A 22,169-nucleotide genomic window follows, 5' to 3' on the forward strand; every position below is an offset into this window, starting at 1 on the left:
GGTAAGCAGGGCAGCCATTCCATATATCATCCATTTGTTGCGCATATATTACTGTTGATACATTAGAAATTGGTAAACAGACCGATGGTGTACGTTGGTACCAGGAACCTCCTGGCATAATTACCGGTGGCGATGCTGTAGTTATATTTATTCAGGCCGATGGTGGTAATATTGGAAGCCTGTAATTTCACTTCGAAGTTGGTAAAGCCCATCCGCTGTATGGCCGGCAGCTTCCGGAAGTTGTAGGAAACGGTGATATCCCGCAGCACCAGGTAAGCACCGTTGACCACCCGCGTATTGGCGTAGTTGTACACATAAGAATGGTAAGCGTTGTACAACCAGTAAGGATAAAGGCCCATTACATCGGTACGCTGCTCATCACCTTTCTCCCGGAAATAATTCCCGGCGCCGGCCAATGGCCTGCTATCATAAACAGAAGGTGCGGGAATCCTGGTTTTGAAACCGCCATAGTAGTCGATCATGCAGTACACGTAAAAATTGCCGATGTCGAAGCGATTACTGATACCGGCAGTAATAGTAGGAATACCGGCGCCGTTGTACTCCAGGTCGCTGAGTCCTTCGTCCAGCGCGGCATAACCGGGGGTCTTCGCCTTTCCGGCAGCATTGTACATCAGTGGCAGACCGGTGGTGTCCAGCCCGGCGAACCGATAACTGAACACTGCACCGGCCGGATAACCCACCACATAATTATTGGTCAGATAGGTATAGGAATTTAATTTATTGTTGACATACAGGTCCAGCACCTTGTTGGTATTACGCGCCAGCGCGATACCGGTGTTCCAGTTGAACCGCTTCCGCGTGATCCAGTCGGCGTGCAGGTTCAGCTCTATCCCCTGGTTACGGATAGACGCGGCGTTCAACTTAGCGCTGCTGGCGCCTTTGGTAGGGTCCAGCTGCGCATCTGCCAGCAGGTCCACGCTGTTACGCTCGTAGTAGTCCACGCTGCCGTAGATGCTGCCGAAAAAGCGGAAGTCAAGACCGGTATTGAAGTTCCTGGTCTGCTCCCAGCGCAGGGCGGCATTCTCCATCGACAGCAGGTTCAGCGAAGTGGACGTAGGCGACGTACGCAGGTTAGTGGCGTATTTGGCCACGATCTGCGGGATGCTCGCTTTGGAGGTGTTACCATTAAAACCGTACGCTACCCGGAACTTCAGCGCGTCCACCCAGGTGGCGTGTTGCAGAAAAGACTCCTGGTCAATGTTCCAGGCGGCGCCTACGGACCACAGCGGCTTATAACGGAAGCGGGGATCGGTGCCAAACAGGTTGGACTGGTCCACCCGCACACTACCCGTCAGCGAGTACTTCCCCCGGAACGCATATACGCCGTTAAAGTAACCGGATACGTAACGGTCTTCCTGGTAAGTTTTCCCGAAAAGTTTGTCGAAAACAAAAGTGGGATTACGGCCGGCGAAATTGGAAACCCAGTACCCGGTGAGAAGCTTATTATAGTCCACCGGCTGCTGCAACAACGTTTGATCATTGTATCCAAAAGTGGAGCTGGTGGAGCTCTCTCCCACTACTTTCCGGTTTTCAGCACCGAGGATCACGTTGAACGAATGCTGATCCTGAATAATCTTATTGTAGTCCAGCTGTGCCCGCAGCGTATAACTCACTGCGCTGCTGTTCATCTGGTTGATGTAACCGCCCTTTGGCACATTGAAAAGGATGCCGGCAGGCGTTTGTTCCGCATAGGCATTCACATACTGACGCGCCTCTGAGGATTTTTCGCTGGCATAATGTTTCAGGTCTGCACGCGAGTTCTCATAGATACCACCAAATTTGAGCGTAAAGCCGTGACCGATACGGTAACTGAAATTAGCGATCACTTTATTGTTCACCGTTCTGTTCCGGTCCCTGACTTCATTCATGTTCACCAGCGGATAGCTCATATTATCGTACAACCCTTTCTTAATAACCGTATCATTAAACACCGGGTTCATATTGGAGCCGGCGAAGATAGCAGCAGGACTGCCATCGGCGTTCTGAAAACGTTCATACCCGTATACGCTCATAAAATCGGGCACCGGCGCGAGCAGGTTTTTTGTTTCCAGGTAATCGGTGGTCAGCTCGAGGGAGAAACGCTTATTAAAATTGTAGTTGGCGCGGCCGGAAAGCAGGAACTTACTGTCGCTGTTATTCATTTTGGTAAAACGGTTGGCCGTATAGTTGGCAGACACATAATAGGTAGCCTGCTGCGTACCACCTGACAGATTCAGGTCATATTGCTGGTTAACGGCCGAACGCAGGAACAGCCGGCTGTAGTCGGCCGCATTATTATACGCGCCCATGGCAGCGAACCGTTCTTCCAGCTGAGCCTGGGTGATATACCCGGCTTTTTTGTCCAGGAGCACTTCAAAGCCCGGCTGGTAAACATTATAGCTGGTACGGTAAGCAGACCAGTCCACCGGTAAATCGTCGCCGTCTTTATAGGAGTCACGCAGGTAGTTCAGTTTTGCTGAACTGGGCGCGAGGCGGTAGGTGTTATATTTCTCTTTCCCGGTAACGCCGAGGGTAGTACGAAAAGCAAATTTCGTACGGCCTATTTCCGCCTGCTTCCGTTCAATGATGATCACCCCGTTGGAGGCGCGCACCCCATAGATGGTAGCGGAAGCGGCGTCTTTAAGCACCGTTACGGATTTGATTTCATTGGGGTTGATGGCGTCCAGCGTCAGCTCTGTGGGATAACCATCCACTACGATGAGCGGCTGTTTGTTGGCCGAAATAGTTGACAACCCCCTGATCTGGAAAAGTGAATTCCCTTCGAACTGCATGTCTTTATTGATGAGCACACCCGGCAGTTTGTTTTGTATACCCGACAAAAAATCGGTGCTGATGCGCGATTCATATTCTTTGGTACCGATGGCTGCGATGGCGCCGGTGCTCTGTTCCGGGCGGATACGCTGGTAGGCGGTGCTGACTTCCACCACGCCGAGGCTGTGACGGCCGAATTTCAGCACCACTTCGGATACTGCCGCCAGGTCTTCCGCCACGAAAGTGCGTGATTCATATCCCACGCAAGACACCCGTACGGTGGCTTTGGCGCCTACATTGGAAAGCACGAAGACGCCGTTGCCGGAAGTCATTACACCGGTGGCGCCTACGGCGATGGTCACATAAGGCAAAGGGGTGCCCTGTTCATTTTTGACGATGCCTTTCAGCAATACGGTACGCTCCTGCTGGCGGCTCACCGGGGGCGCCGTTTTGCGGAACACCACGATGGCATTGGGCAGTGCTTTATAACCGAAGTCGGTATCGGCCAACAGCTGCGCGAGCGCTTCGCCCAGCGGTTTACCGTTACAGTGGAAAGACACGTCTTTCCAGCCGGCCACTTCGTCTGCCGGAAAAGAGATTTTACATCCCGCCTGTTTACCGGCTTCTGTCAGGATGGTTGACAGTGGCTGGTGTTCGAAGGACAGGCTGATGGTTTTCTGTAAGATCTGGGCATAACCCAGGTGCACATGCAAGGCAAATAATAGCAACAGGCATACTTTCCTCATGATGATAAGGCTTGGTTGATTTTTTGAATTTCCGTATGAACGGATGATTACTGCGTTGTGACGGTTACAGTAGTGCCTGTAACGGAATAGGTATATCCAAGGGTAGTACAGACGATATCCAGTATATCGTTCAGTGATTCGGTCCCATAAAAGGCGTCGGTAATGGTAACGCGTTTTTCTTTGTTCACCTGCCGCTCAAAGGTAAAATGCACCTGGTATCGGGCAGACAGCCGTTGGCAGATCGTTTCAAGGCTGGTTTCGTTAAACAGCAGGTCTTTGGCCATCCACTCCACGGTGGGCGTAACGTTCTCCAGGGTGGCCGGTATCGGCTGCTGGTGGTCGCGGAACGTGAGGGCCTGATTTTTCGTCAGTACGGCCACGGTCTTATGCTCCCGCTCTACCCGCACTTTCCCGCTGGTAACGGTGATGGTCACCTGCCGGTCTTTCCCGGCAGTATTGATATTAAAAGCGGTCCCCAACACGTAAGTATATACGTTAGCACACCTTACGATGAAAGGGTGACGGGCATTCCGGCGTATGTCAAAGTAAGCTTCGCCCTGCAAGGTCACGAGGCGGTCTGCCTGGTCAAAGGCGGCTGACAGTTGCAGGGAACTGCCAGCGCGTAACAGCACTACCGAGCTGTCGGGCAGCACCAGGTGCCGGTCGTAGTTCACCACCTCCTCCGGCGCCGGTGGCCTCAGTGCTTCCTGAACGGTAACAGCAGCCACCGGCTGACGGGTGTCGGTGGCGGGCAATGGATAAAAGTACCGGGTCAGCAGGCCGCAAACGGTAATGACAGCCGCCGCGGCGGCCACCTTTTTCCAGGTACGGCGATGGGTGACAGGCTGCAGCCTGGCGCGCTGCTGAAAAGCTGCGTAGTGGTCCCGCAAATAAACATCATCCGTTACGTCCCAGTGAGGCGCCTCAGGGGCACCTCCCAGGCTTTCATACCATTGCTGCAAAGCTTCCAGTTCAGCATCGCTGCACCGGCCGGCATGATATTTTTCAAGTAACTGATGCAGTTTTTCCTGTTCCATATACTGGTTTGACGTACCTGCGGGACGCTACCGTTACCCGTTGCACAAATATTTTTTAATCTAATAAAACAGCGCTGTGAGAGTATGACGAATGCCAGCGGAACTACCGTTACTCCTCCCGCATATTTTTTTTGAAAGGTTGATTTTTAACAAAAGATTTTATCTTTATCCCGCCACCGTTGATGCTTTGATTTGAATTATTTGAATTATTACGAAACACATAAGGACGACCAATCATTATTATCGCTTTGGGAAAGCGGCGATGAAGCGGCCTTTGCGTGCCTGTACCGCCGGTATTTTCCGCAGCTGGTAACGACTGCCTATCAGAAAACGAAAGACCGCTACATCGCTGAAGAACTGGCACAGGAAAGCCTGCTGGCATTTTACTATAAAAGAGAATACCGCCTGGACAATGTCGCCGCTTATCTTCAGGTGATCTTGCGGCATAAGACCTACGACTATTTCCGTAAGGTGCTGGTACGGGAGCAACACACGACGCTGGCCGCGCAACAGCAGCCGGTCACGGTGGAAGACACCACGCAACAGCTATACCGCACAGACCTGCTCAAGGCGCTCCAGCAGAAGGTACAGTCCCTCCCCGATCAATGCCGGACGGTGTTTCTGCTCAGCCGGAACAAACATATGTCCAACCATGAAATCGCAGACACATTGGGCATCTCTGTAAATACAGTAGAACAACATATGCGAAAAGCCCTCAAAAGGTTAAGAGAAGGAATTGTTATTTTGCTGCTGATTTCGCTGCATAAATAAAAAATGTCGTAATATACTCCCCGGAATGTCCTGATTGCCCCCTGATGAATTAATACATGGATCGTATTTTTGAATTCCAAATGTAATGTTCAAGATATTCATTCACTTTAAATCTGTAATCCCATGGCATCTGCACTTAATCCATACCTGACATTTTCAGGTAACTGTGAAGAAGCTTTCAATTTCTACAAATCTGTATTTGGCGGCGATTTCGCTATGATCATGCGTTTCAGCGACAGCCCCCCGGAATTTACACCCCCGGAAGGCGAAAGAAACCAGATCATGCACATCGCCCTGCCCATCGGCAACGGTTCCCTTCTGATGGGCAGCGATGCACCTTCGCATATGGGCAAGGTGATCATAGGCACCAACTTCTCTATCTCTGTTTCGGCGGACAGTAAAGCGGACGCGGATAAGCTGTTCGGTGGACTGGCCGCAGGCGGAACAACGATCATGCCCATGGCCGATCAGTTTTGGGGTTCTTACTTCGGTATGCTGACCGACAAATACGGCGTTGGGTGGATGGTCAGCTACGATGCGCCACGCGGTTAACCAGGAAATCATAACCACTGCACATAAAAAGGGCCTCTCCACCGGAGAAGCCCTTTTTTTTGGGGATATACCCGGTAGTTTCTCAACCGGAAAAAACGCTTGTCAATAGGTCAGAAGCCCCATTTTTTCATGGCCGCCAGGTCCTGGTTAACAGATTCCAGCGGGGTCAGTGACTGGTAAGACTCCTGTTCCACGATAAAATATCTGGTACCGCCGGATTTGCGGCCTAAATCGATCACCTCTTTTACCGGGATCACGCCTTTGCCCAGCACAGTGCTTTCAAAGGCGCTGCCCATCTCTCCTTTTCCGGCAGCTTTTATTTCGTCTTTTACATGCATCAGCTCAAAACGGCCGGGGTATTTGCGCATAATATCCAACGCCACCCCGCCGGCATGGTACATATTGCCAATGTCCAGCTGCTGTGCTACCAGCGCCGGGTCCGTATTTTCCAGGATCAGGTCGAACAGCTTATGCCCGTTCAGTTCCTGGCTGAATTCAAAATCGTGGTTATGGTAACCGAACTTCATGCCTGATTTACGGCACAGCTCTCCGGATTTGTTGAACACCTCCATATACGCTTTAAAATCATCGTAGTTCCTTCGCAGGCTTTCATCGAGCCAGGGACTGATAACGAATTTCTGTCCTGCCACGGCCGCATCCTCCACCGTATATTTCCAGGCATCGGTAAAGTCCCGGGCGGCCGGGTCCCAGTGGGTGCGCCCTAATACAGTATGACCGCTGGGCATGGAAAGCCCGAGGTCGGCCAATACTTTTTTAAACTCCATGGGGGCATAGCCGTAAAATTTGCGGTTCACGTAATTGGCGTGTTCTACATGACGGTAGCCCATGGCCGACAGCTGTTTGAGCGTACCCAGGGGGTCTTTTTTCATGTCCTCCCGGATAGAGTACAGCTGTATGCCCATCACTTCTTTTTTAGCGCCCGCCGCCAGCAGCGGACGGGATAAGAGCGTGGCCCCCGCCAGCGCCAGGGTACCTTGTCGCAGGAAATTCCTTCTGGAAATGTTCATCACGCAAAGATTTTATAAGAAAGACAAGAACGCAAAGAAGCGAATCCTATATTTGGTTGATTATAATATATATCCTTCCCAAAATAGTTATTGTAAAGGATAAATACAATAGCCAACGGCCTATGTATTCATTTCTTTGCGTTCTTATACCATAAGATTAAACAAAGATATCCGCTTTCTCTGCGCTCTTATCAACAAACGCTTTCTCTGCGTTCTTTGCTCTCTTACCAAACCTTTGCAAGACTAACACACCCAGAAAGTTTCAGGGCAGGTTTTGTGTTGTGTGATCGGCAGGGTACGGTTATGATCTTCTGCTACAACAGTTTGGCTGAGGGCGGCCACTTTGATTTTAGCCAGTTTTAATTTGGCTGCGGGTTTCTTTTTCATAATTTACCGGTTTGAGTGATTAGAAATACTAACAATTTAAAATAATCAGGACGGACAGAAAATCCCGCTTTTACGTGATTTTCCCTGCAGGACTGCCGCGTGAACGAAAGCGGACGCAGGATTGTTAATCCATTAATTGTCTGTTACATCTTTTCAGCTATGATAAAAAGCTTTCAGGAATCCCGCATCTGGAGAGCAGTTCGCATTACACTGCAACGGCGGTTCAATCTGCATGCCGATAAGGCCGATGAGGCGACCGTCATCACCAGCATCACCAAAAGCGCTGAATTCAGGGGCGTCAACCTGTGGACACTGATATTTGCCATTTTTATCGCCTCTATCGGGCTCAATGTCAATTCCACTGCCGTCATCATCGGCGCCATGCTCATTTCCCCGCTGATGGGCCCTATCATGGGCATCGGGCTGGGCATCGGCATCAGTGACTTTGACCTCCTGAAAAAAGGCAGCCGTAACCTGCTCATTGCAACCATGATCAGTATCACCACTTCCACGGTTTATTTCCTGATAACCCCGCTGCATGACGCGCAATCGGAGCTGCTGGCACGCACCACCCCTTCCGTATGGGACGTGTTCATCGCTTTCCTGGGCGGACTGGCGGGCATGGTGGCGTCTACCCGCCGGGAGAAAAGCAATGTGATCCCCGGGGTAGCCATCGCCACCGCGTTGATGCCCCCGCTCTGTACAGCGGGCTACGGGCTGGCCAATGGCAACCTGTTGTATTTCGCCGGAGCGTTGTACCTGTATTTTATCAACAGTATTTTCATCTGCCTGAGCACCTTCCTGATCGTGCGCTTCCTGCGCTACCGGAAGCGCCGCTTCGAAGACAAAAAATATGAACGGAAAGTGTCCCGTTATATCCTCCTCATCACCATCGTCACTATTGTCCCCAGCATCTACCTGGCTTACCGTATTGTGGATAAAAGCATCTTTGAAAACAATGCGCGGAACTTCGTGCGGGACGCTTTTAACTTCAACAATACACAGGTAGTGAACCGGAGCTTCGTTTACCACCCGCAGCAAAAGGAAATTAACCTGCTGCTGATCGGCGCGGAACTGGCTGACACCACCATCGGGCGTATCAGGGACGGGATGGCCCGGTACAACCTGCATCATACACAGCTGGTTGTCAGACAGGGGCTTAACGCCAAACAGGAGATCGATTTTTCCCAAATCAAAGCCAGTATACTGGAAGATGTGTTCCGGCGGGACAGCAGCCGCCAGGCGCACATCCCGGCGGCCGCCCCGGCGCCGGCGCCGCCAGACCTTACCGGCGAACTGAAAGCGTTATTCCCCTATTGCGAGTATTATGCGGCCTCTCCCATGGTCTTCCGCCGGCCCGACAGCAGCAGCACAGACACCTGTATGGTCGTTATGGCCGGATTCTCCCGGAAAATAAAACCAGCGGAAAAAATGAAAGTACAGCAATGGCTCAAAAGCCGGCTATCGGTTGACTCCGTTAGACTGGTGATACAATAACCTTTTTCAGGCAGAGAAAATTTTTTTTCAGACAGCTGTCCAATTTGGTAATTTCCGTTTGTTAAGGGGTGTTCTGAAACAATATTCCTGATAACAAAAACGCACTCATCATGGACGAATTTATGCTGATTTTCCGCCACGAAGATGGTAAGAAAATTGCCTCTCCCGAACAAATGCAGATATGGATGAAAGCCACCATGGATTGGATCGGCGGCATCGCTGCACAAAACAAATATGTATTGGGCAACGGCCTGCTGTTTGACGACGCCCGCGTGGTACACCATAACAAAATGGTGACCAACGGGCCTTTCGGAGAAATCAAGGAAACACTGGGCGGTTATATTATCGTCCGGGCCGAATCTGCCGACGAAGCCGCTTCCTTTGCCAAAGACTGCCCCATTTTAGGCGGCGAAGGCAATACCGTGGAAGTAAGAAAGATCATCCGGGAAAAAGATATGCACTGCTAACACTGTAACAGCTCCTCCCTTCACCGGGCAGGAGCTTAATTTTCCCTTATGCGGCAACAGGAATTAATACCACATTTGTTCAGGACTGAATTCTCGAAAATTACGGCAGTCCTCTGTAAACATTTTGGTATAGACCATATTGAACTGGCAGAAGATATCGCCGGCGAGACCTTCCTGCTGGCCATGGAAACGTGGCCCTACAAAGGCGCTCCGGAAAACCCCAGCGCCTGGCTGTATGTGGTGGCGAAAAACAAGGCGAAGAATTATTTCGCCCGCGCGCATATGTTCCGCGAAAAAATAATGCCCGAGCTAAAACAAACCAATGATACGCCAGCCCCGGAGATAGACCTCTCCGATAAAAATATCAGCGATAGCCAGCTGCAGATGCTGTTCGCCGTATGTCATCCCTGTATACCCGCCGAAGCGCAGATAGGCCTGGCCCTGCGCATCCTCTGCGGTTTCGGCATCGATGAAATCGCAAATGCGTTCCTCTCCAATAAAGAAAACATCAACAAACGGCTGTTCCGCGCCCGGGAGAAACTGCGGGCGGAAAAAGTAGCCATCGAAATGCCGGAAGCGGCTGCCATACCTCAACGGCTAAACGCTGTACTCACCACGCTCTACCTGCTGTACAACGAAGGCTATTACTCTGAAAGCCAGGATGCCGTGATCCGGGAAGAACTGTGCGTGGAAGCCATGCGTCTTACCAAACTGTTGCTGGACAATCCGCTGACCAACACGCCTGCCGTAAACGCGCTCATGGCCCTGATGTGTTTCCATGCCTCCCGGCTGCCGGCACGGAAAGACAAAAACGGCGCCCTGGTCCTCTACCAGGACCAGGATGAATCTTTATGGAACCGCAGCCTCATCGCAGAAGGTGCTTGTTACCTGCATGCCGCGTCACAGGGTACCGCCCTGTCTCCCTATCACCTGGAAGCCACCATCGCCTGGTGGCATACCAATAAGGAAGACACGCCGGAAAAATGGGATAATATATTACAGCTGTACAACCGGTTGCTGCAGCTGCAATACTCACCGGTAGCGGCCCTTAACCGGACCTTCGCCCTGTCGAAAGTAAAAGGCAACGCGGCAGCACTGCCGGAAGCAGAGAAGCTGGGCCTTTCCGGCAATCCTTATTACCATGCGCTGCTGGGCGAGCTGTACCAGGGGATAGACAACCAGCAGGCGTTACACCACCTGCAACAGGCATGGCATCTCTCCAAAACCCTACCGGAGAAACAAACACTTCAACAAAAAATCGATCATCTCCCTACCACATGATGTTCCACGAAAAAGGAGAAAAGGTATTCGCGATAAGCATTGCCGATCAGCAGCTCCGCCTCTCCTATCCGCACATCCTGGTGGTTCAGGCTGGACACATGCCGGAAATTTACCACCACCGATTTACTGATCCTGACAAAGATATCCTGAGGTAGCTGTTCCAACAGCGCTTTCAGGTTAACCCCCACCATCAGCTTACGGTCAGACAGGTGTAATATGCTGTAATCCTTGATCCCTTCAATATACCGGCAGTCACTGAACACTACCCGATGCAGGCGCCTGTCGGCCCGTACAAACACATGGTCCTTATGCAGGGCCGCCGTCTGCTGCTGTTGCTGTTTCCGGTGCCTTTTCATGTCGGCGAAGTCCATCGCTTTCTGCACCGCCTGTGCAAAACGTGCAGGATGCACGGGCTTCACCAGATAATCGATCGCGTTCACATCATAGCTGTTCAGCGCGTATTCCGCATATGCAGAGGTGAAGATCACCATCACCTCCGGCGGCAACTGCCTTGCAAAATCCAACCCCGAGCCGCCGGGCATCTGTACGTCCAGGAATATGAGATCTACAGGGTTCAGCTCCATAAAATCCGCCGCTTTGTCTGCCGCCGGGAAACATCCCAGCAACTGCAGCGATACATCCTGCGCTACCAGCAACCGGATCTTCTCTCTTGCCAGTGGTTCATCGTCAATTACAATACAATTCATATGTTGATGGTTAAAGCTACCGTATATACCTGACCGTTGTTCCCCGCCTGCAACGTGTGCTGGTCCGGGTATAACAGCGACAACCGGCGGCGTACGTTGTTCAACCCCGCACCACCTGCAGGCGCCGCTTCGCGGGCCACAGAATTGGAACAGGTAAACTGCAAACAGCCGGCGGCGGCAGACAGCCGCAAATGTATATAGGCGTTTCCGTTATAATCGTTATGTTTCACTGCGTTCTCTACAAAAGGCATCAACAGGAACGGATGTAACAATACATCCTGCACATCCTCCTCTACCCTGATGTCTATCTCCAGCACATCATGCCGCAGCTGCTCCAGGTACAGGAAGTCGGCGATAAAATCCAGCTCCTGCCGCAGGCGTACCTGCCCGCTGCCCGACAGGTACAGCTGGTAGCGCAGCAACCGGGAAAGGGAATGCACCACTGCGGAAGCCCGCTGCTGGTCAGCATAAATCAGCGTATCGAGGTTATTCAGGGTATTAAACAGGAAGTGCGGCGACAACTGTTTTTTCAGGTTCTCCAACTCCGTCTGCAGGCTTGCCGCACGATGATAACCGGCCTGTATCCATTGCCAGAACAGCGGTATAGCTGTAGAGGCCGCCACGAGCGACAACATCAACACAAAAAACACACATACGTCCTGCAGGTCGTAGGGTTCAAATGCCTTTCCCTCTTTTAACATCGGCGCCACCAGCGGCTCCACCCAAACCGTTACTCCCAGCAAAAGCGAGATCAGCGCCATCACTGCCGCTGCATAAGCGTAGTACCGGAAGCGCAACAACAGGAACGGCACCAGCACATATTGGTTTACATAAGGGGCTATAAGGATAAACAGGGTAACCAACACTTTCATGACCGGTTGCCATTGCGGCTGGTAATCGTTCATTCCCACGATCAGGTATAACACTACCGCTGGTACCAAATGCTGGAGAACAGATATGATTCTTTTCCACTCGCTTGCTTGTATTTTCATTGTTTCGAAAAGCCACCGGGAAACGAAGGTAACCGTTCATCTCACCAACCGGCTGATTTAGTCTACCAATAATACGCGGCTCGTCTGCCGCTACCCCTATCCGGCCATTGTTGTACCCAACCGTTTGTTGGCCGCCGCCATTCCCTTGTTCCTATAATACCCGTCGCCCGTCCGGGCCATCCTGCTTTCATTTGCAGAAAAAAAGATGAGAAACTACTGCCTCGGGCTTGGACTGCTACTGGCCTTCTGCGCCTGCAAAAAGAAAGACAATGACAACTACGCTCCTTCCGCACCATTCAAAACAGATAACGTAGAAAAACAGATCGCTGTACTGACCGACCGGGTGAAGATCCCGGGCGTTGCCGTGGCCCTGGTAGGCCCCGATGGCATCATATGGTCTAAAACCGCCGGCATGGCCAATGTGGAGAAGAAAGAAGCGGTGACGGCTAAAACCGTTTTCAAAATCGGCTCTTTCGCTAAACCGCTCATCGGCCTGAGCATCCTGCGGCTGGCAGAAAACGGCCGGTTAAACCTGGACGCCGATATCAACACTTACCTGCCGTTTAATGTGCAAAACCCTAAAAACCCGGAGAGGAAAATCACCCTCAGGGCACTGATGTCGCACACCTCCGGCATCTGCGATTCTGTCTATGCGCTCAGGGTGTTCACGGACTTTATCGTGCCGGACGCAGATCATCCCATGCCACTGTCGGAATTTGTACGCGGAATGCTGACCCCTTCCGGGAAATACTACGCCCCCGGCACCTTCCACAACGACCGGGACACCACCATCTTCAGCTATAGCAACGTGGGTTCCGCACTGGCAGCCTATATCGTGGAACTGACCGTGAAAGAAGACTTTGGCGCATGGTCCTCCCGCCAGTTCATCGCGCCCTTGGGTACTACGTCGCTCGTATGGCATCTGCGCGATTATACCACCCAACCTTTCGCCATGCCTTATAATATCGACCGGCAGCCAATCGGCAACTACAGCATGGCAGACTATTGCACCGGCGGCCTGCACGCCAGCCTGACAGACCTCAGCACTTTCGCCAGGATGCTGGTCAACAACGGCGCTAAAGACGGCAAACAAATCATTGCGGCCAGCTCGCTGGAAGCCATGGGCAAAGTACAGCACCCCAGGGCGCAGGACGTTTACGGGCTTTTCTGGCAACACCGCAAGGTGGGCAACGAGGATATCTTCGGCCACGGCGGCGACGTACCGGGCAGCCACATGCAACTGTATGTCAACTATGCCACCAAACGGGCCGCAGTAGTGATGATCAATGGCGACTACAGGGATGAAGACGAAGCGGAATGGTATAAGTTACGGGATATGCTGCTCACACTTTAAATACAAAGCGGGTGTTCTTCAGTAACACCCGCTTTTATACTGCTATGTAAGGAAGTGGATAAAAGGCTATAAATAAATTCTATTTTTTTATATCTTGACCGACTATTCATGCATTTTTAATTCCACCATATTACACAAGCAGTAAACAATGACCAAATTTCCAGTTGCGTTGATTTGTTCCCTTTCAGCGCTTTTCACAGTAAAACCATTTTCAGGGTATTCGCAAACCACGCCCGCGCCCACACCCCCTGACCTTCGCATCACCCGGTTTTCCGGCCCTTCCGTCACCCCCAGTCCTGCGTGCCTGGCGGTAGCACCCACGGGTGAAGTGTTTGTAGGGGTAGACATGATGGGCTCCCTTGGCAAAGACGCGGGCAAAGGCCGCATACTGAAGCTGGTGGACCGGGACAATGACGGCAAAATGGACCAGCACACCGAATTCGCTGTGGTGGACAACCCCCGTGGCATCATCGTCATGGGCCCGCAGGTCTTCGTATTGCACACCACCTTTTCCGCCGAAACCGGCAAAGCCACCGGCATGGCCCTGGTGGTTTTTGAAGATAAAGACGGCGATGGGAAAGCCGACGGCCCTCCCACCCCGCTGGTGGAGCACCTCAGCAACACCAAATACATCCAGGAGCGGGGTACCGACCATGCTACCAATGGTATCCGCATGGGCATCGACGGCTGGATCTATATCGCCGTGGGTGACTTCGGTTTTCATAACGCCACCGACCGCTCCGGTAAAAAGCTGACCATGCTAGGCGGAGGGATCGTAAGGGTACGCCCCGACGGTACCGAGATGGAAGTATTCTCCCACGGTACCCGCAATGTGTACGATGTGGCCATCGACCCCTACATGAACATTTTTACGCGGGAAAACACCAACGACGGCGGCGGATGGAACGTTCGGTTCTCCCATCATCTCCAGTCCGGCGAATACGGTTACCCGGTGCTGTTCCAGCATTTTACCGATGAGATCATCCCTGCGCTGGCAGACCTGGGCGGCGGTTCCGGTACCGGCGCCTTATTCATGGCCGAACCCACCTGGCCGGCGAAATACAACAATGTGCCCATGATGGCCGATTGGGGCAGAAGCATGCTCTATATCCATCGTGTAACGCCCGACGGCCCCACTTTCACCCAAAAAGAAGAAGACTTTATAGCGCTGCCCCAGATCACCGACCTCGATGTGGACGGCTCCGGCCGGCTTTACCTCTCCGCATGGGACGGCGCCGGCTACTCCGGTAGCGATACGATAGGATTTGTTGTCAGGGCTGTCCCCAACAACTGGACCTATAAAGCCTTTCCCGATCCGGGCAAAGCTTCCGTGGGGGAACTGACAGACATGCTGAAATCAGCCAGCGCCGTGGCCCGCCTGAGCGCCTCGCAGGAGCTGCTGCGACGCGCCGACCCGCAGGGAACCGCCGCCGCACTGCAGATAGCATCTGACACGCAACAGCCGCTGTATTCACGCGTAGCCGGCCTCTACACCTATGCGCAGGCCACGGGCAAAGAAGGGATCGCCGCTTTGGTGGCCCTGACAAAAGACGCCGGTCTTCGTGAACATGCGCTGAGAGCACTGGCAGACCGCAAAGGCGTGCTGGCAGATGTTCCGGAGCAACCGTTCCTGGACGGGCTGCAGGACGCGTCTCCCCGCGTACGCGCCGCCGCTATCGTGGGCCTCGGCCGTTTAGGTCGCCCGGACGCCGCCACGGCCCTGTTACAAACAAAAGTACCGGCATCCTTTGTGGCGCCGCTGAAAAGCCCGGAAGGCCCTCACGCCACTCCCAATGCAGCCATTGTATTGCCCCACCTGGCCGTAAGATCATTACTGGAACTGCAGGCAACAGACGCGCTGATAGCTGCCATCAACGGCCCCAATGCTACACTGGCCTTATGGGCCCTGCGGTATGTGCATGAAGAAAAAGCAGTGAATGGACTGATCACCGCCTATCGCCTGTCGAAAAACGCAAAGGTGAAAAAACAGATCCTGACCACCCTCGCACGTCTCTATAAAAAAGAAGATACCTACGACGCCTCCTGGTGGTGGGGTACCCGCCCGGACTCCCATGGCCCCTACTACAAAGCAGTACTGTGGGCCGGATCACCCGTCATCGAAAAATTCCTGAAGAGAGAAGCGCAGAAAGCCGGCCCGGCCAACATGGGCCTGTACCGCGACCTCGACGCCCGCCACAGAATGGAGATAGCGGCCTTCGCCCCGCTGAAACCAACAGAACCCGTGGCCGCCAAAGAAGTCAAAGTCGACCTGGAGAAAATAAAAAACAAAAAAGGACAGGTGGGCAAGTCATCTATCGAAGATGTGCTCATCGCGGTGAAACAAATAAAGGGAGATCCCGCCAAAGGCAAGGTCCTTTTTACCAACCAGGGCTGCGTTGCCTGTCATAGCCTCAGCAGAAGTGAAAAGATGAAAGGTCCTTTTATGGGACAAATCGGCTCTATCATGAACCGCGAGCGGATCGCCGAATCCATCCTGAAACCCAACGCTTCCATCTCCCAGGGATTTGCCACCGTCACCATAACGGCTAAAGGCAACAAGAGCTACGTAGGTTTTGTGACGGAAGAAACAGCCGCTAAAGTAGTACTGAGAGATATTGCCGGAGACGTATACACGGTAAAAACGGCAGACATCATCAGCCGTAAGGAGATGAAAACATCCATGATGCCTGCAGGCCTGGCCAACGCACTGTCTTACGAAGAATTCGCAGCGCTGGTGAGCTTCCTGGCACAGCAAAAGAAATAAAACATCACAAGCTTTGAAACTGGCCGTCTCAAAAGAGACGGCCAGTTTTTTTATGCCTTTACCGCTTTTGTTAACTATCCTTGCAAAAGTGTTAATGAGTGTTAATCCCGCGTTGCCGGCATCATGGCTTCGGCTATCTTTGTAAGATGGACTTCATTGTTAAACGGATATGGTGGATTACCATCCCGACCGCGCTGGCGGTACTGGCTTTCCAGCTGTACTGGCTGCGGACTGCCTGGTTGAACCAGCAGGCCAGCTTCGTGCAGGTGGTGTCTGACGGCTTGCAGAAAGCCTACGACCGCGCCGTGATCGGCTCCGTTAAACAGCTGGAAGGCCAGTCACTGGCCAAAGACAGCACCGAAGCGCCACGGCACCGGCGCACCTTCCAGTTCACCGCCGGCGACATTGCCGATACCCTCCTGTCAAACGCAGACACCGGGCTGGTGAAGGTCGTCACCAGCAGCAGCGGCCTACGGCAGGGCAATACCATCATCCAGCAGAACTTCCGGCTACAGGACGTAGGCGCAGACATGAACCGCTTCCTGGCCAGCATCTTCGCTTTCAGCAATATCGTGGAAGTGGATACTGCGCTGCTCCATAAATATTACCGCGAAGAACTGGACAACCGCCATATCGCCCTGCCTTTTACCATCGCGATACTGAAAAAAGATACCGCTGTTACGCCAGACGAAAAGATAGTGGCTATCCGCTCCAGCTCCCTGCAGTCGCCCCGCACCATCATAGCCCGGTTTGACGGCGGCGGCACCTTCCTGATGGTAAAGATCCTATGGCCGCTGCTCTTATCTTTCTGCATGATATTACTCATCACCGGCTGCATATGGGTACTGTGGCGGATCATCATCCGGCAGAAGAAACTGGAGACCATGAAAAACGACTTCATCAGTAATATCACCCATGAACTGAAAACACCGGTCGCTATTCTCGCCGCCACCAACGAAGCCTTGCTCACCTTCGGCGGCAGCAAAGACCCGGAAAAAACGGAACGATACCTGCGGCTGGAACAGGACGAGCTGCATAAGTTACAGGGACTGGTAGACAATATCATGGCGCTCACCCGGCTGGAACACGAAGAAGAGCCACAGGACGCCTTGGAACCCGTTGTCATCCCCATGCTGCTGAAAACGGTCGTGGCCCGCTTCTCCGGGCTTCCCGGCGTACAGATAAACACCTCGATGCAGGTGGTGCAGGAAGAACTGCTCACCCAACCTGCCGCCCTGCGGACAATTTTGTCTAATCTGGTAGATAACGCGATCAAATACACGCCGTCGGATGTTAAACAGGTAGACCTGACCGTCACCGAGCACCCGCAGTACTACCGGTTTATCGTTAAGGACCATGGCATAGGCATCGACAAAGCGCATCAGCCGTATATCTTCGATAAATTTTACCGCGTTACGCAGGGCAACCTCCATACGGTCAAAGGTTACGGGTTGGGACTCAGCCATGTCAAAAGCCTGCTGGACAAAATAGGCGGTACCATTAAAGTCGACAGTTACCCCGGACAAGGCAGCACATTTACCATTGAACTGGCAAAACGATGAAACAACAGATACGTTTATTACTGGTAGAAGACGAAACCGTACTGGCCGGCGTAGTAAAGGAAACGCTGGAGATGAAAGGCTTCGAGGTGATCTACGCGGCCGACGGACAGGAAGGCTGGCAGCTGTACAAACAGCACGGGCCCGACGTATGCGTGATAGACGTGATGATGCCCCGGAAAGACGGCCTCACGCTGGTACAGGACATCCGTGCCATCGACACCCACACGCCGCTGATATTCCTCACCGCCAAAAGCGAAGTGCAGGATGTGCTCAAAGGCTTTCATGCCGGCGCCGACGACTACATTAAAAAGCCGTTCAGCATGGAAGAATTGATACTGCGTATACATGCCCTGCTGAAACGCACTCTTGTCCCTGCCACCCCGCCTTCCCACCAGCAACAGATACGGCTGGGCGGCTACGTGTTCGACTATCCGCGGCAGGAGCTGCACTACAACGGTGAAACCCGGCGCCTCTCCCAACGGGAGGCCGACCTGCTGAAAATGCTGGCCGACAACGTCAATAACATCACTCCCCGCAAGGATATGCTGCTCAGCATCTGGGGCGATGACAGCTTCTTCAACGCCCGCAACATGGACGTTTATATCACCCGTATGCGCAAGTACCTGCAACAGGACGAAAACATCCAGATAGTGAACATACGCGGCCGCGGCTTTAAACTCCTCGCCTGATTTTTTAACACTCATTAAGAGTATATACATACTCGTTAACCTATTCCCCGCCGGCAGCCCGGTAATTTTACAGCATGAAAAAAATGATGCGTAAAATATACCTGCCGGGCATCCTGTTATTATGCTCGCTGATAACTACCGCCCAACTGTCTCCGCTACAGACACAGATCGGCGATGCCGCCACCGGCAAAGCGCTCGCCGGCGTATCTGTTAGAATAACCTCCTGGAGCGATACAGCCATCGTTCGTACAGCCATGACCGATGCACAGGGCAAAGTGTCCTTCACGCTTCCCAACGGGAGCTACCGCTTACAGCTGCACAGCCTCGGTTATACCGACAGCACGCTTTCCTTCAGCATCCCCGCTGGACGCTTCCCCACATTACCTGCCGCCATAGCGCTTCATGCCGGCAGCAGGCAGTTGCAGACCGTCACCATTAAAGACAATACACCACCTGTACAGATGAAAGGCGATACCATCGAATACAACGCCAATAAATTCAAAACAAAAGACAACGCCGTGGTGGAAGAACTGCTCCGTAAGCTGCCGGGCGTACAGGTAGAGCGCGACGGCAGTATTAAAGCGCAGGGAGAAACCGTACAACGCGTGCTCGTGGACGGTAAAGAATTCTTCGGCAGCGATCCTTCCATTGCCACGCGCAACCTGCCCGCAGATATGATCGATAAAGTACAGCTGCTCGACAAACAAAGCGACATGTCCGAATTTACCGGCGTAGCGGATGGCAAGCAGGTGAAGACCATCAACCTCGTCACGAAAAAGAACCGCAAACGTGGCTACTTCGGCAACGCCAGCGCAGGGTTAGGCTCCATGGACCGCTATGAAGGCGGCGTCAATGCCAACAGCTTCCTCAACGACATGCAGCTGTCACTGCTGCTGAAAGGCAACAATGTCAACAAGTCCGGCTTCAGCGCCTCGGAACTGATCAAAATGGCCGGCTCCAACCCGGACATGTTCAACAACCTGCCACCTGCGGCGCTCTCTGAACTGATGAACATGAAAGGAGTCAAGATTATGGGCACGCCGGAAGCCCTCGCGGAAATTGCGCGCCCCATCGGCCTTACCGATACCCGCTTCGGCGGCGTCAACTTCAACAACGACTGGCGCAACGGCTTTAAACTGCGCAGCAGCTATTTCTTTAACGAAACCAATACCCGCAACAACTACGACTACGCCCGTCAGTACCGGTTGACCGATACGGCTTATAACTATCTGCAAAACGGCAATACGGTCAACTATAATATGAACCAGCGTATAGACTTCACCGTGGAAACGCCGCTGAATGCCCGCACCACGCTGAAGCTGTTGCCACATGCCGATCTGAACCACTTCAATAACAGCCAGGACCGCAGCTTCCGCTCCTACACCGCCGACGGCGCCACGTTGCTCAATGAGGGCAATCAAAATACCCGGACCACCGGCGACAACCGCCTCGGCGCCATGGAAGTACAACTACGCCACCGCCTCGCTAAAGCCGGCCGTACGCTCATGTTGACGGCCAAACCCGAATATTACGAAAACAACACCACCCTGCAGAACCAGTTCAACAGTACCTTCTTTCATCTTCCCGCAGGAGAAAAAGACAGCCACATCGACCAGCAGACAGTCAGCAAATCCAAAGTCTCTTCTATCAGCGGAAATATCGTATATACAGAACCGTTATCGCGGGTACTGAGCCTTCAGCTGGGGCAACAGCTCTATTACAGCGACGGCGCCTACGACCGGCAGGCCCGTAACCGCAGCAGCAGCGGCAGCTATGACGATACCGATCCATTGTACAGCGACAACTACAACACCCGTAAATGGCAGCATACCACCAAAGCCTTGCTGGCTGGCAACTATAAAAAGCTGCGTTACACCATCGGCGCCGGATGGCAGCGCAGCACCGTCAACGGCCACTCCGGGCTGAAAGGCTACACGATAGACCGGCAGTTTCAGGCCTGGCTGCCGGAAGCTTATGCGGAATATAAAACCAACAGCCGTCAAAAACTGATGTTCCGGTATAATACCGTTGCCGCCACGCCGTCTGTCGCGAATATGCAGCCACTGGCAGACAATACCGACCCGCTGTATATACGTCGCGGTAACCCGGCACTGGACCAGGAAAAAAGCCACCGATGGTCGTTGTCATTCAACGAAGTGTCCCCTGGCTCCGGAAATTCCATATATGCCAACGCCGGATTCGACTGGTACAGCAGCCAGGTGACCGACAGCACCAGCATCGACAAAAATACCGGGCAGCAACTGATCATCCCGGTGAATGTACGCGGTAACTACCAGGCATCGCTTTCCGCCGGCAAAAGCATCACCTTAGGACCACGCAACTCGTCGGTATCACTCGGCTTCACCGGCACCTACTCCCGCAATACCCTATTCAATAACGGAGAAGCCAATAACAATACGGTGCTCACCTTAGCGCCCGATATACATGTGAACTACTACCCGGCAGACCGTATCAGCCTCAACGCTGCCGGCAGCGCCACCTGGAACAACCGCCGCTTTGCCATCCGCAACGGGCTGCCGGAAAAAAACTGGTTGCTCAACTACAGCCTCGAAAGCATTGTGGTACTACCGTGGAACATGACCTTCGACGCCAGCCTGGAAGGCTTTTCAGCACTGGGCCTCGCGGCCGGATACAACAACACCATCCTGCTGCTCAACGCAGGGCTCAACAAAGAAATCGGCAAACATTTCTCGTTGCACCTGAGCGCCAAAGACCTGCTGAACAACAATGCCGGCATTAACCGCATTACCGGCAACGGCTATATAGAAGATCGCAAAAACAACGCACTGGGCCAGTATTTCATGCTCAGCGCCATCTATAAATTCAGACATTTTCCGAAATCAAAAAACAAGTAACAATGCAACGCAACATCATCCTGATCACGGCCTTTCTCCTCTTCGGACTTGCCGCTGCTGCACAAGACAAAACACAGGGCGTCATCCATTATGATCTCACCATGTTCCTTCATGCTTCCCTCAAACCAGACCAGCTTCAGTATAAAGACATGATACCGGAAACAGCCAACAGCCAGGAAGTGCTGTATTTCAACGGTAACAAAGCGAAAATTACCCGCCATCAGCCGGGAGAACTGCAAACGGAAGAAGGCGCCAGGGTACACATCCAGATGGGAGACAACGAGCTGGCTTTCTATGAAGACGGCGCCACAGGCAAAGCATGGGCGCTGACGGAAGCAGACGGTAAAAAGAAACTTACAGAGAAAGATCATCCCGATCCGGCTAAACCCCGTCCGGGCAATAATACCCGCACCATCCTCGGCTTCGTTTGTAAAGAGGTAAACGTGAATGGTAAAAACGGACCGCTCACCCTGTGGGTTACACCGGAACTGCCTTTCAGAGGCGGACCGCTGCACACGTGGACACCGGAAGGCGCAGTGCTGGGCGTGGATTCCAAAAAATTCAAAGCTGTTGCTACCACAATCAACTATGAACCCGTAAAAGAAGAGGTAGTTACGATCCCCACGCTCTAACTTCACGCAAACATGTCACGCGAAGTGCTCGCAAAGCACTCGAAGTTCTCGCAAA

Annotated in this window: 17 protein-coding genes; 11 read left to right on the plus strand and 6 right to left on the minus strand. The window is 52.8% G+C overall.

Annotated elements, in window-relative coordinates; translation table 11 throughout:
- Nucleotides 1-62: 62 nt before the first annotated feature.
- Together HF324_RS25860 and HF324_RS25865 are read right to left on the minus strand one after the other, a co-directional pair.
- Nucleotides 63-3,518: a SusC/RagA family TonB-linked outer membrane protein gene (locus tag HF324_RS25860; RefSeq protein ID WP_168805739.1), complete on the minus strand. Its 3,456-nt coding sequence runs from the start codon at nucleotides 3,516-3,518 to the stop codon at nucleotides 63-65.
- A gap of 47 nt (nucleotides 3,519-3,565) precedes the next feature.
- Nucleotides 3,566-4,555, minus strand: coding sequence for a FecR family protein (locus tag HF324_RS25865; RefSeq protein ID WP_168861183.1), 990 nt, complete (start codon nucleotides 4,553-4,555; stop codon nucleotides 3,566-3,568).
- Between the two features lie 201 nt (nucleotides 4,556-4,756).
- Between HF324_RS25865 and HF324_RS25870 the strand changes: the two genes are divergently transcribed.
- Nucleotides 4,757-5,326, plus strand: coding sequence for an RNA polymerase sigma factor (locus HF324_RS25870; RefSeq protein WP_168805743.1), 570 nt, complete (start codon nucleotides 4,757-4,759; stop codon nucleotides 5,324-5,326).
- 123 nt (nucleotides 5,327-5,449) lie between these two features.
- Complete coding sequence (locus tag HF324_RS25875; RefSeq protein WP_168805745.1) at nucleotides 5,450-5,878, plus strand: VOC family protein; 429 nt, start codon at nucleotides 5,450-5,452, stop codon at nucleotides 5,876-5,878.
- 110 nt (nucleotides 5,879-5,988) lie between these two features.
- On the opposite strand, the gene HF324_RS25880 is transcribed toward HF324_RS25875, so the two are convergent.
- Complete coding sequence (locus HF324_RS25880; RefSeq protein WP_168861184.1) at nucleotides 5,989-6,906, minus strand: sugar phosphate isomerase/epimerase family protein; 918 nt, start codon at nucleotides 6,904-6,906, stop codon at nucleotides 5,989-5,991.
- 243 nt (nucleotides 6,907-7,149) lie between these two features.
- Nucleotides 7,150-7,293, minus strand: coding sequence for a hypothetical protein (locus HF324_RS25885; RefSeq protein WP_168861185.1), 144 nt, complete (start codon nucleotides 7,291-7,293; stop codon nucleotides 7,150-7,152).
- A 159-nt stretch (nucleotides 7,294-7,452) separates the two neighbouring features.
- Here HF324_RS25885 and HF324_RS25890 point away from each other — a divergent pair, with 159 nt between their 5' ends.
- From HF324_RS25890 to HF324_RS25900, 3 genes are all read left to right on the plus strand, one after another.
- Nucleotides 7,453-8,790 carry a TIGR00341 family protein gene (locus HF324_RS25890; protein WP_168861186.1) on the plus strand — a complete coding sequence of 446 codons (1,338 nt, stop codon included), beginning with the start codon at nucleotides 7,453-7,455 and terminating at the stop codon, nucleotides 8,788-8,790.
- A gap of 110 nt (nucleotides 8,791-8,900) precedes the next feature.
- The gene (locus HF324_RS25895) at nucleotides 8,901-9,257 is read left to right on the plus strand and encodes a YciI family protein (protein ID WP_168805753.1); all 357 of its coding nucleotides are present in this window, start codon (nucleotides 8,901-8,903) and stop codon (nucleotides 9,255-9,257) included.
- Between the two features lie 48 nt (nucleotides 9,258-9,305).
- A complete protein-coding gene (locus HF324_RS25900; protein ID WP_168805755.1) occupies nucleotides 9,306-10,538 on the plus strand; it encodes an RNA polymerase sigma factor in 1,233 nt (410 codons plus the stop codon).
- Here the strand turns inward: HF324_RS25900 and HF324_RS25905 are convergent.
- Together HF324_RS25905 and HF324_RS25910 are read right to left on the minus strand one after the other, a co-directional pair.
- Nucleotides 10,520-11,245: a LytR/AlgR family response regulator transcription factor gene (locus HF324_RS25905; protein WP_168805757.1), complete on the minus strand. Its 726-nt coding sequence runs from the start codon at nucleotides 11,243-11,245 to the stop codon at nucleotides 10,520-10,522. The two genes, HF324_RS25900 and HF324_RS25905, sit on opposite strands and share 19 nt — an antisense overlap.
- On the minus strand, nucleotides 11,242-12,237 hold the full coding sequence (locus HF324_RS25910; RefSeq protein WP_168861187.1) for a sensor histidine kinase: 996 nt from the start codon (nucleotides 12,235-12,237) through the stop codon (nucleotides 11,242-11,244). Before HF324_RS25910 ends, HF324_RS25905 begins: the two co-directional genes overlap by 4 nt.
- Before the next feature lie 205 nt (nucleotides 12,238-12,442).
- Here HF324_RS25910 and HF324_RS25915 point away from each other — a divergent pair, with 205 nt between their 5' ends.
- The 6 genes from HF324_RS25915 to HF324_RS25940 all read left to right on the plus strand — a co-directional run bounded on the left by HF324_RS25915 (nucleotide 12,443) and on the right by HF324_RS25940 (nucleotide 22,114).
- Nucleotides 12,443-13,591, plus strand: a complete 1,149-nt coding sequence (locus HF324_RS25915; protein ID WP_168861188.1) for a serine hydrolase domain-containing protein — start codon at nucleotides 12,443-12,445, stop codon at nucleotides 13,589-13,591.
- Between the two features lie 148 nt (nucleotides 13,592-13,739).
- Complete coding sequence (locus HF324_RS25920) at nucleotides 13,740-16,355, plus strand: DUF7133 domain-containing protein (protein ID WP_168861189.1); 2,616 nt, start codon at nucleotides 13,740-13,742, stop codon at nucleotides 16,353-16,355.
- Between the two features lie 146 nt (nucleotides 16,356-16,501).
- Nucleotides 16,502-17,917, plus strand: coding sequence for a sensor histidine kinase (locus tag HF324_RS25925; RefSeq protein WP_168861190.1), 1,416 nt, complete (start codon nucleotides 16,502-16,504; stop codon nucleotides 17,915-17,917).
- Nucleotides 17,914-18,606 carry a response regulator transcription factor gene (locus HF324_RS25930; protein WP_168861191.1) on the plus strand — a complete coding sequence of 231 codons (693 nt, stop codon included), beginning with the start codon at nucleotides 17,914-17,916 and terminating at the stop codon, nucleotides 18,604-18,606. Before HF324_RS25925 ends, HF324_RS25930 begins: the two co-directional genes overlap by 4 nt.
- Before the next feature lie 74 nt (nucleotides 18,607-18,680).
- Complete coding sequence (locus HF324_RS25935) at nucleotides 18,681-21,482, plus strand: TonB-dependent receptor (RefSeq protein ID WP_168861192.1); 2,802 nt, start codon at nucleotides 18,681-18,683, stop codon at nucleotides 21,480-21,482.
- Between the two features lie 2 nt (nucleotides 21,483-21,484).
- The gene (locus HF324_RS25940) at nucleotides 21,485-22,114 is read left to right on the plus strand and encodes a hypothetical protein (protein ID WP_168861193.1); all 630 of its coding nucleotides are present in this window, start codon (nucleotides 21,485-21,487) and stop codon (nucleotides 22,112-22,114) included.
- Nucleotides 22,115-22,169: the final 55 nt, after the last annotated feature.

It is taken from the genome of Chitinophaga oryzae (genome assembly GCF_012516375.2).
Classification (GTDB): Bacteria; Bacteroidota; Bacteroidia; order Chitinophagales; family Chitinophagaceae; genus Chitinophaga; species Chitinophaga oryzae.

What these genes read in the sequence shown, in the direction of transcription:
- HF324_RS25900 (WP_168805755.1), top strand. Translation starts at nt 9,306, where the DNA reads ATGCGGCAACAGGAATTAATACCACATTTGTTCAGGACTGAATTCTCG.
- HF324_RS25895 (WP_168805753.1), top strand. Translation starts at nt 8,901, where the DNA reads ATGGACGAATTTATGCTGATTTTCCGCCACGAAGATGGTAAGAAAATT.
- HF324_RS25920 (WP_168861189.1), top strand. Translation starts at nt 13,740, where the DNA reads ATGACCAAATTTCCAGTTGCGTTGATTTGTTCCCTTTCAGCGCTTTTC.
- HF324_RS25875 (WP_168805745.1), top strand. Translation starts at nt 5,450, where the DNA reads ATGGCATCTGCACTTAATCCATACCTGACATTTTCAGGTAACTGTGAA.
- HF324_RS25865 (WP_168861183.1), bottom strand. Translation starts at nt 4,555, where the DNA reads ATGGAACAGGAAAAACTGCATCAGTTACTTGAAAAATATCATGCCGGC.
- HF324_RS25885 (WP_168861185.1), bottom strand. Translation starts at nt 7,293, where the DNA reads ATGAAAAAGAAACCCGCAGCCAAATTAAAACTGGCTAAAATCAAAGTG.
- HF324_RS25890 (WP_168861186.1), top strand. Translation starts at nt 7,453, where the DNA reads ATGATAAAAAGCTTTCAGGAATCCCGCATCTGGAGAGCAGTTCGCATT.
- HF324_RS25905 (WP_168805757.1), bottom strand. Translation starts at nt 11,245, where the DNA reads ATGAATTGTATTGTAATTGACGATGAACCACTGGCAAGAGAGAAGATC.
- HF324_RS25860 (WP_168805739.1), bottom strand. Translation starts at nt 3,518, where the DNA reads ATGAGGAAAGTATGCCTGTTGCTATTATTTGCCTTGCATGTGCACCTG.
- HF324_RS25930 (WP_168861191.1), top strand. Translation starts at nt 17,914, where the DNA reads ATGAAACAACAGATACGTTTATTACTGGTAGAAGACGAAACCGTACTG.
- HF324_RS25935 (WP_168861192.1), top strand. Translation starts at nt 18,681, where the DNA reads ATGAAAAAAATGATGCGTAAAATATACCTGCCGGGCATCCTGTTATTA.
- HF324_RS25925 (WP_168861190.1), top strand. Translation starts at nt 16,502, where the DNA reads ATGGACTTCATTGTTAAACGGATATGGTGGATTACCATCCCGACCGCG.
- HF324_RS25880 (WP_168861184.1), bottom strand. Translation starts at nt 6,906, where the DNA reads ATGAACATTTCCAGAAGGAATTTCCTGCGACAAGGTACCCTGGCGCTG.
- HF324_RS25940 (WP_168861193.1), top strand. Translation starts at nt 21,485, where the DNA reads ATGCAACGCAACATCATCCTGATCACGGCCTTTCTCCTCTTCGGACTT.
- HF324_RS25910 (WP_168861187.1), bottom strand. Translation starts at nt 12,237, where the DNA reads ATGAAAATACAAGCAAGCGAGTGGAAAAGAATCATATCTGTTCTCCAG.
- HF324_RS25915 (WP_168861188.1), top strand. Translation starts at nt 12,443, where the DNA reads ATGAGAAACTACTGCCTCGGGCTTGGACTGCTACTGGCCTTCTGCGCC.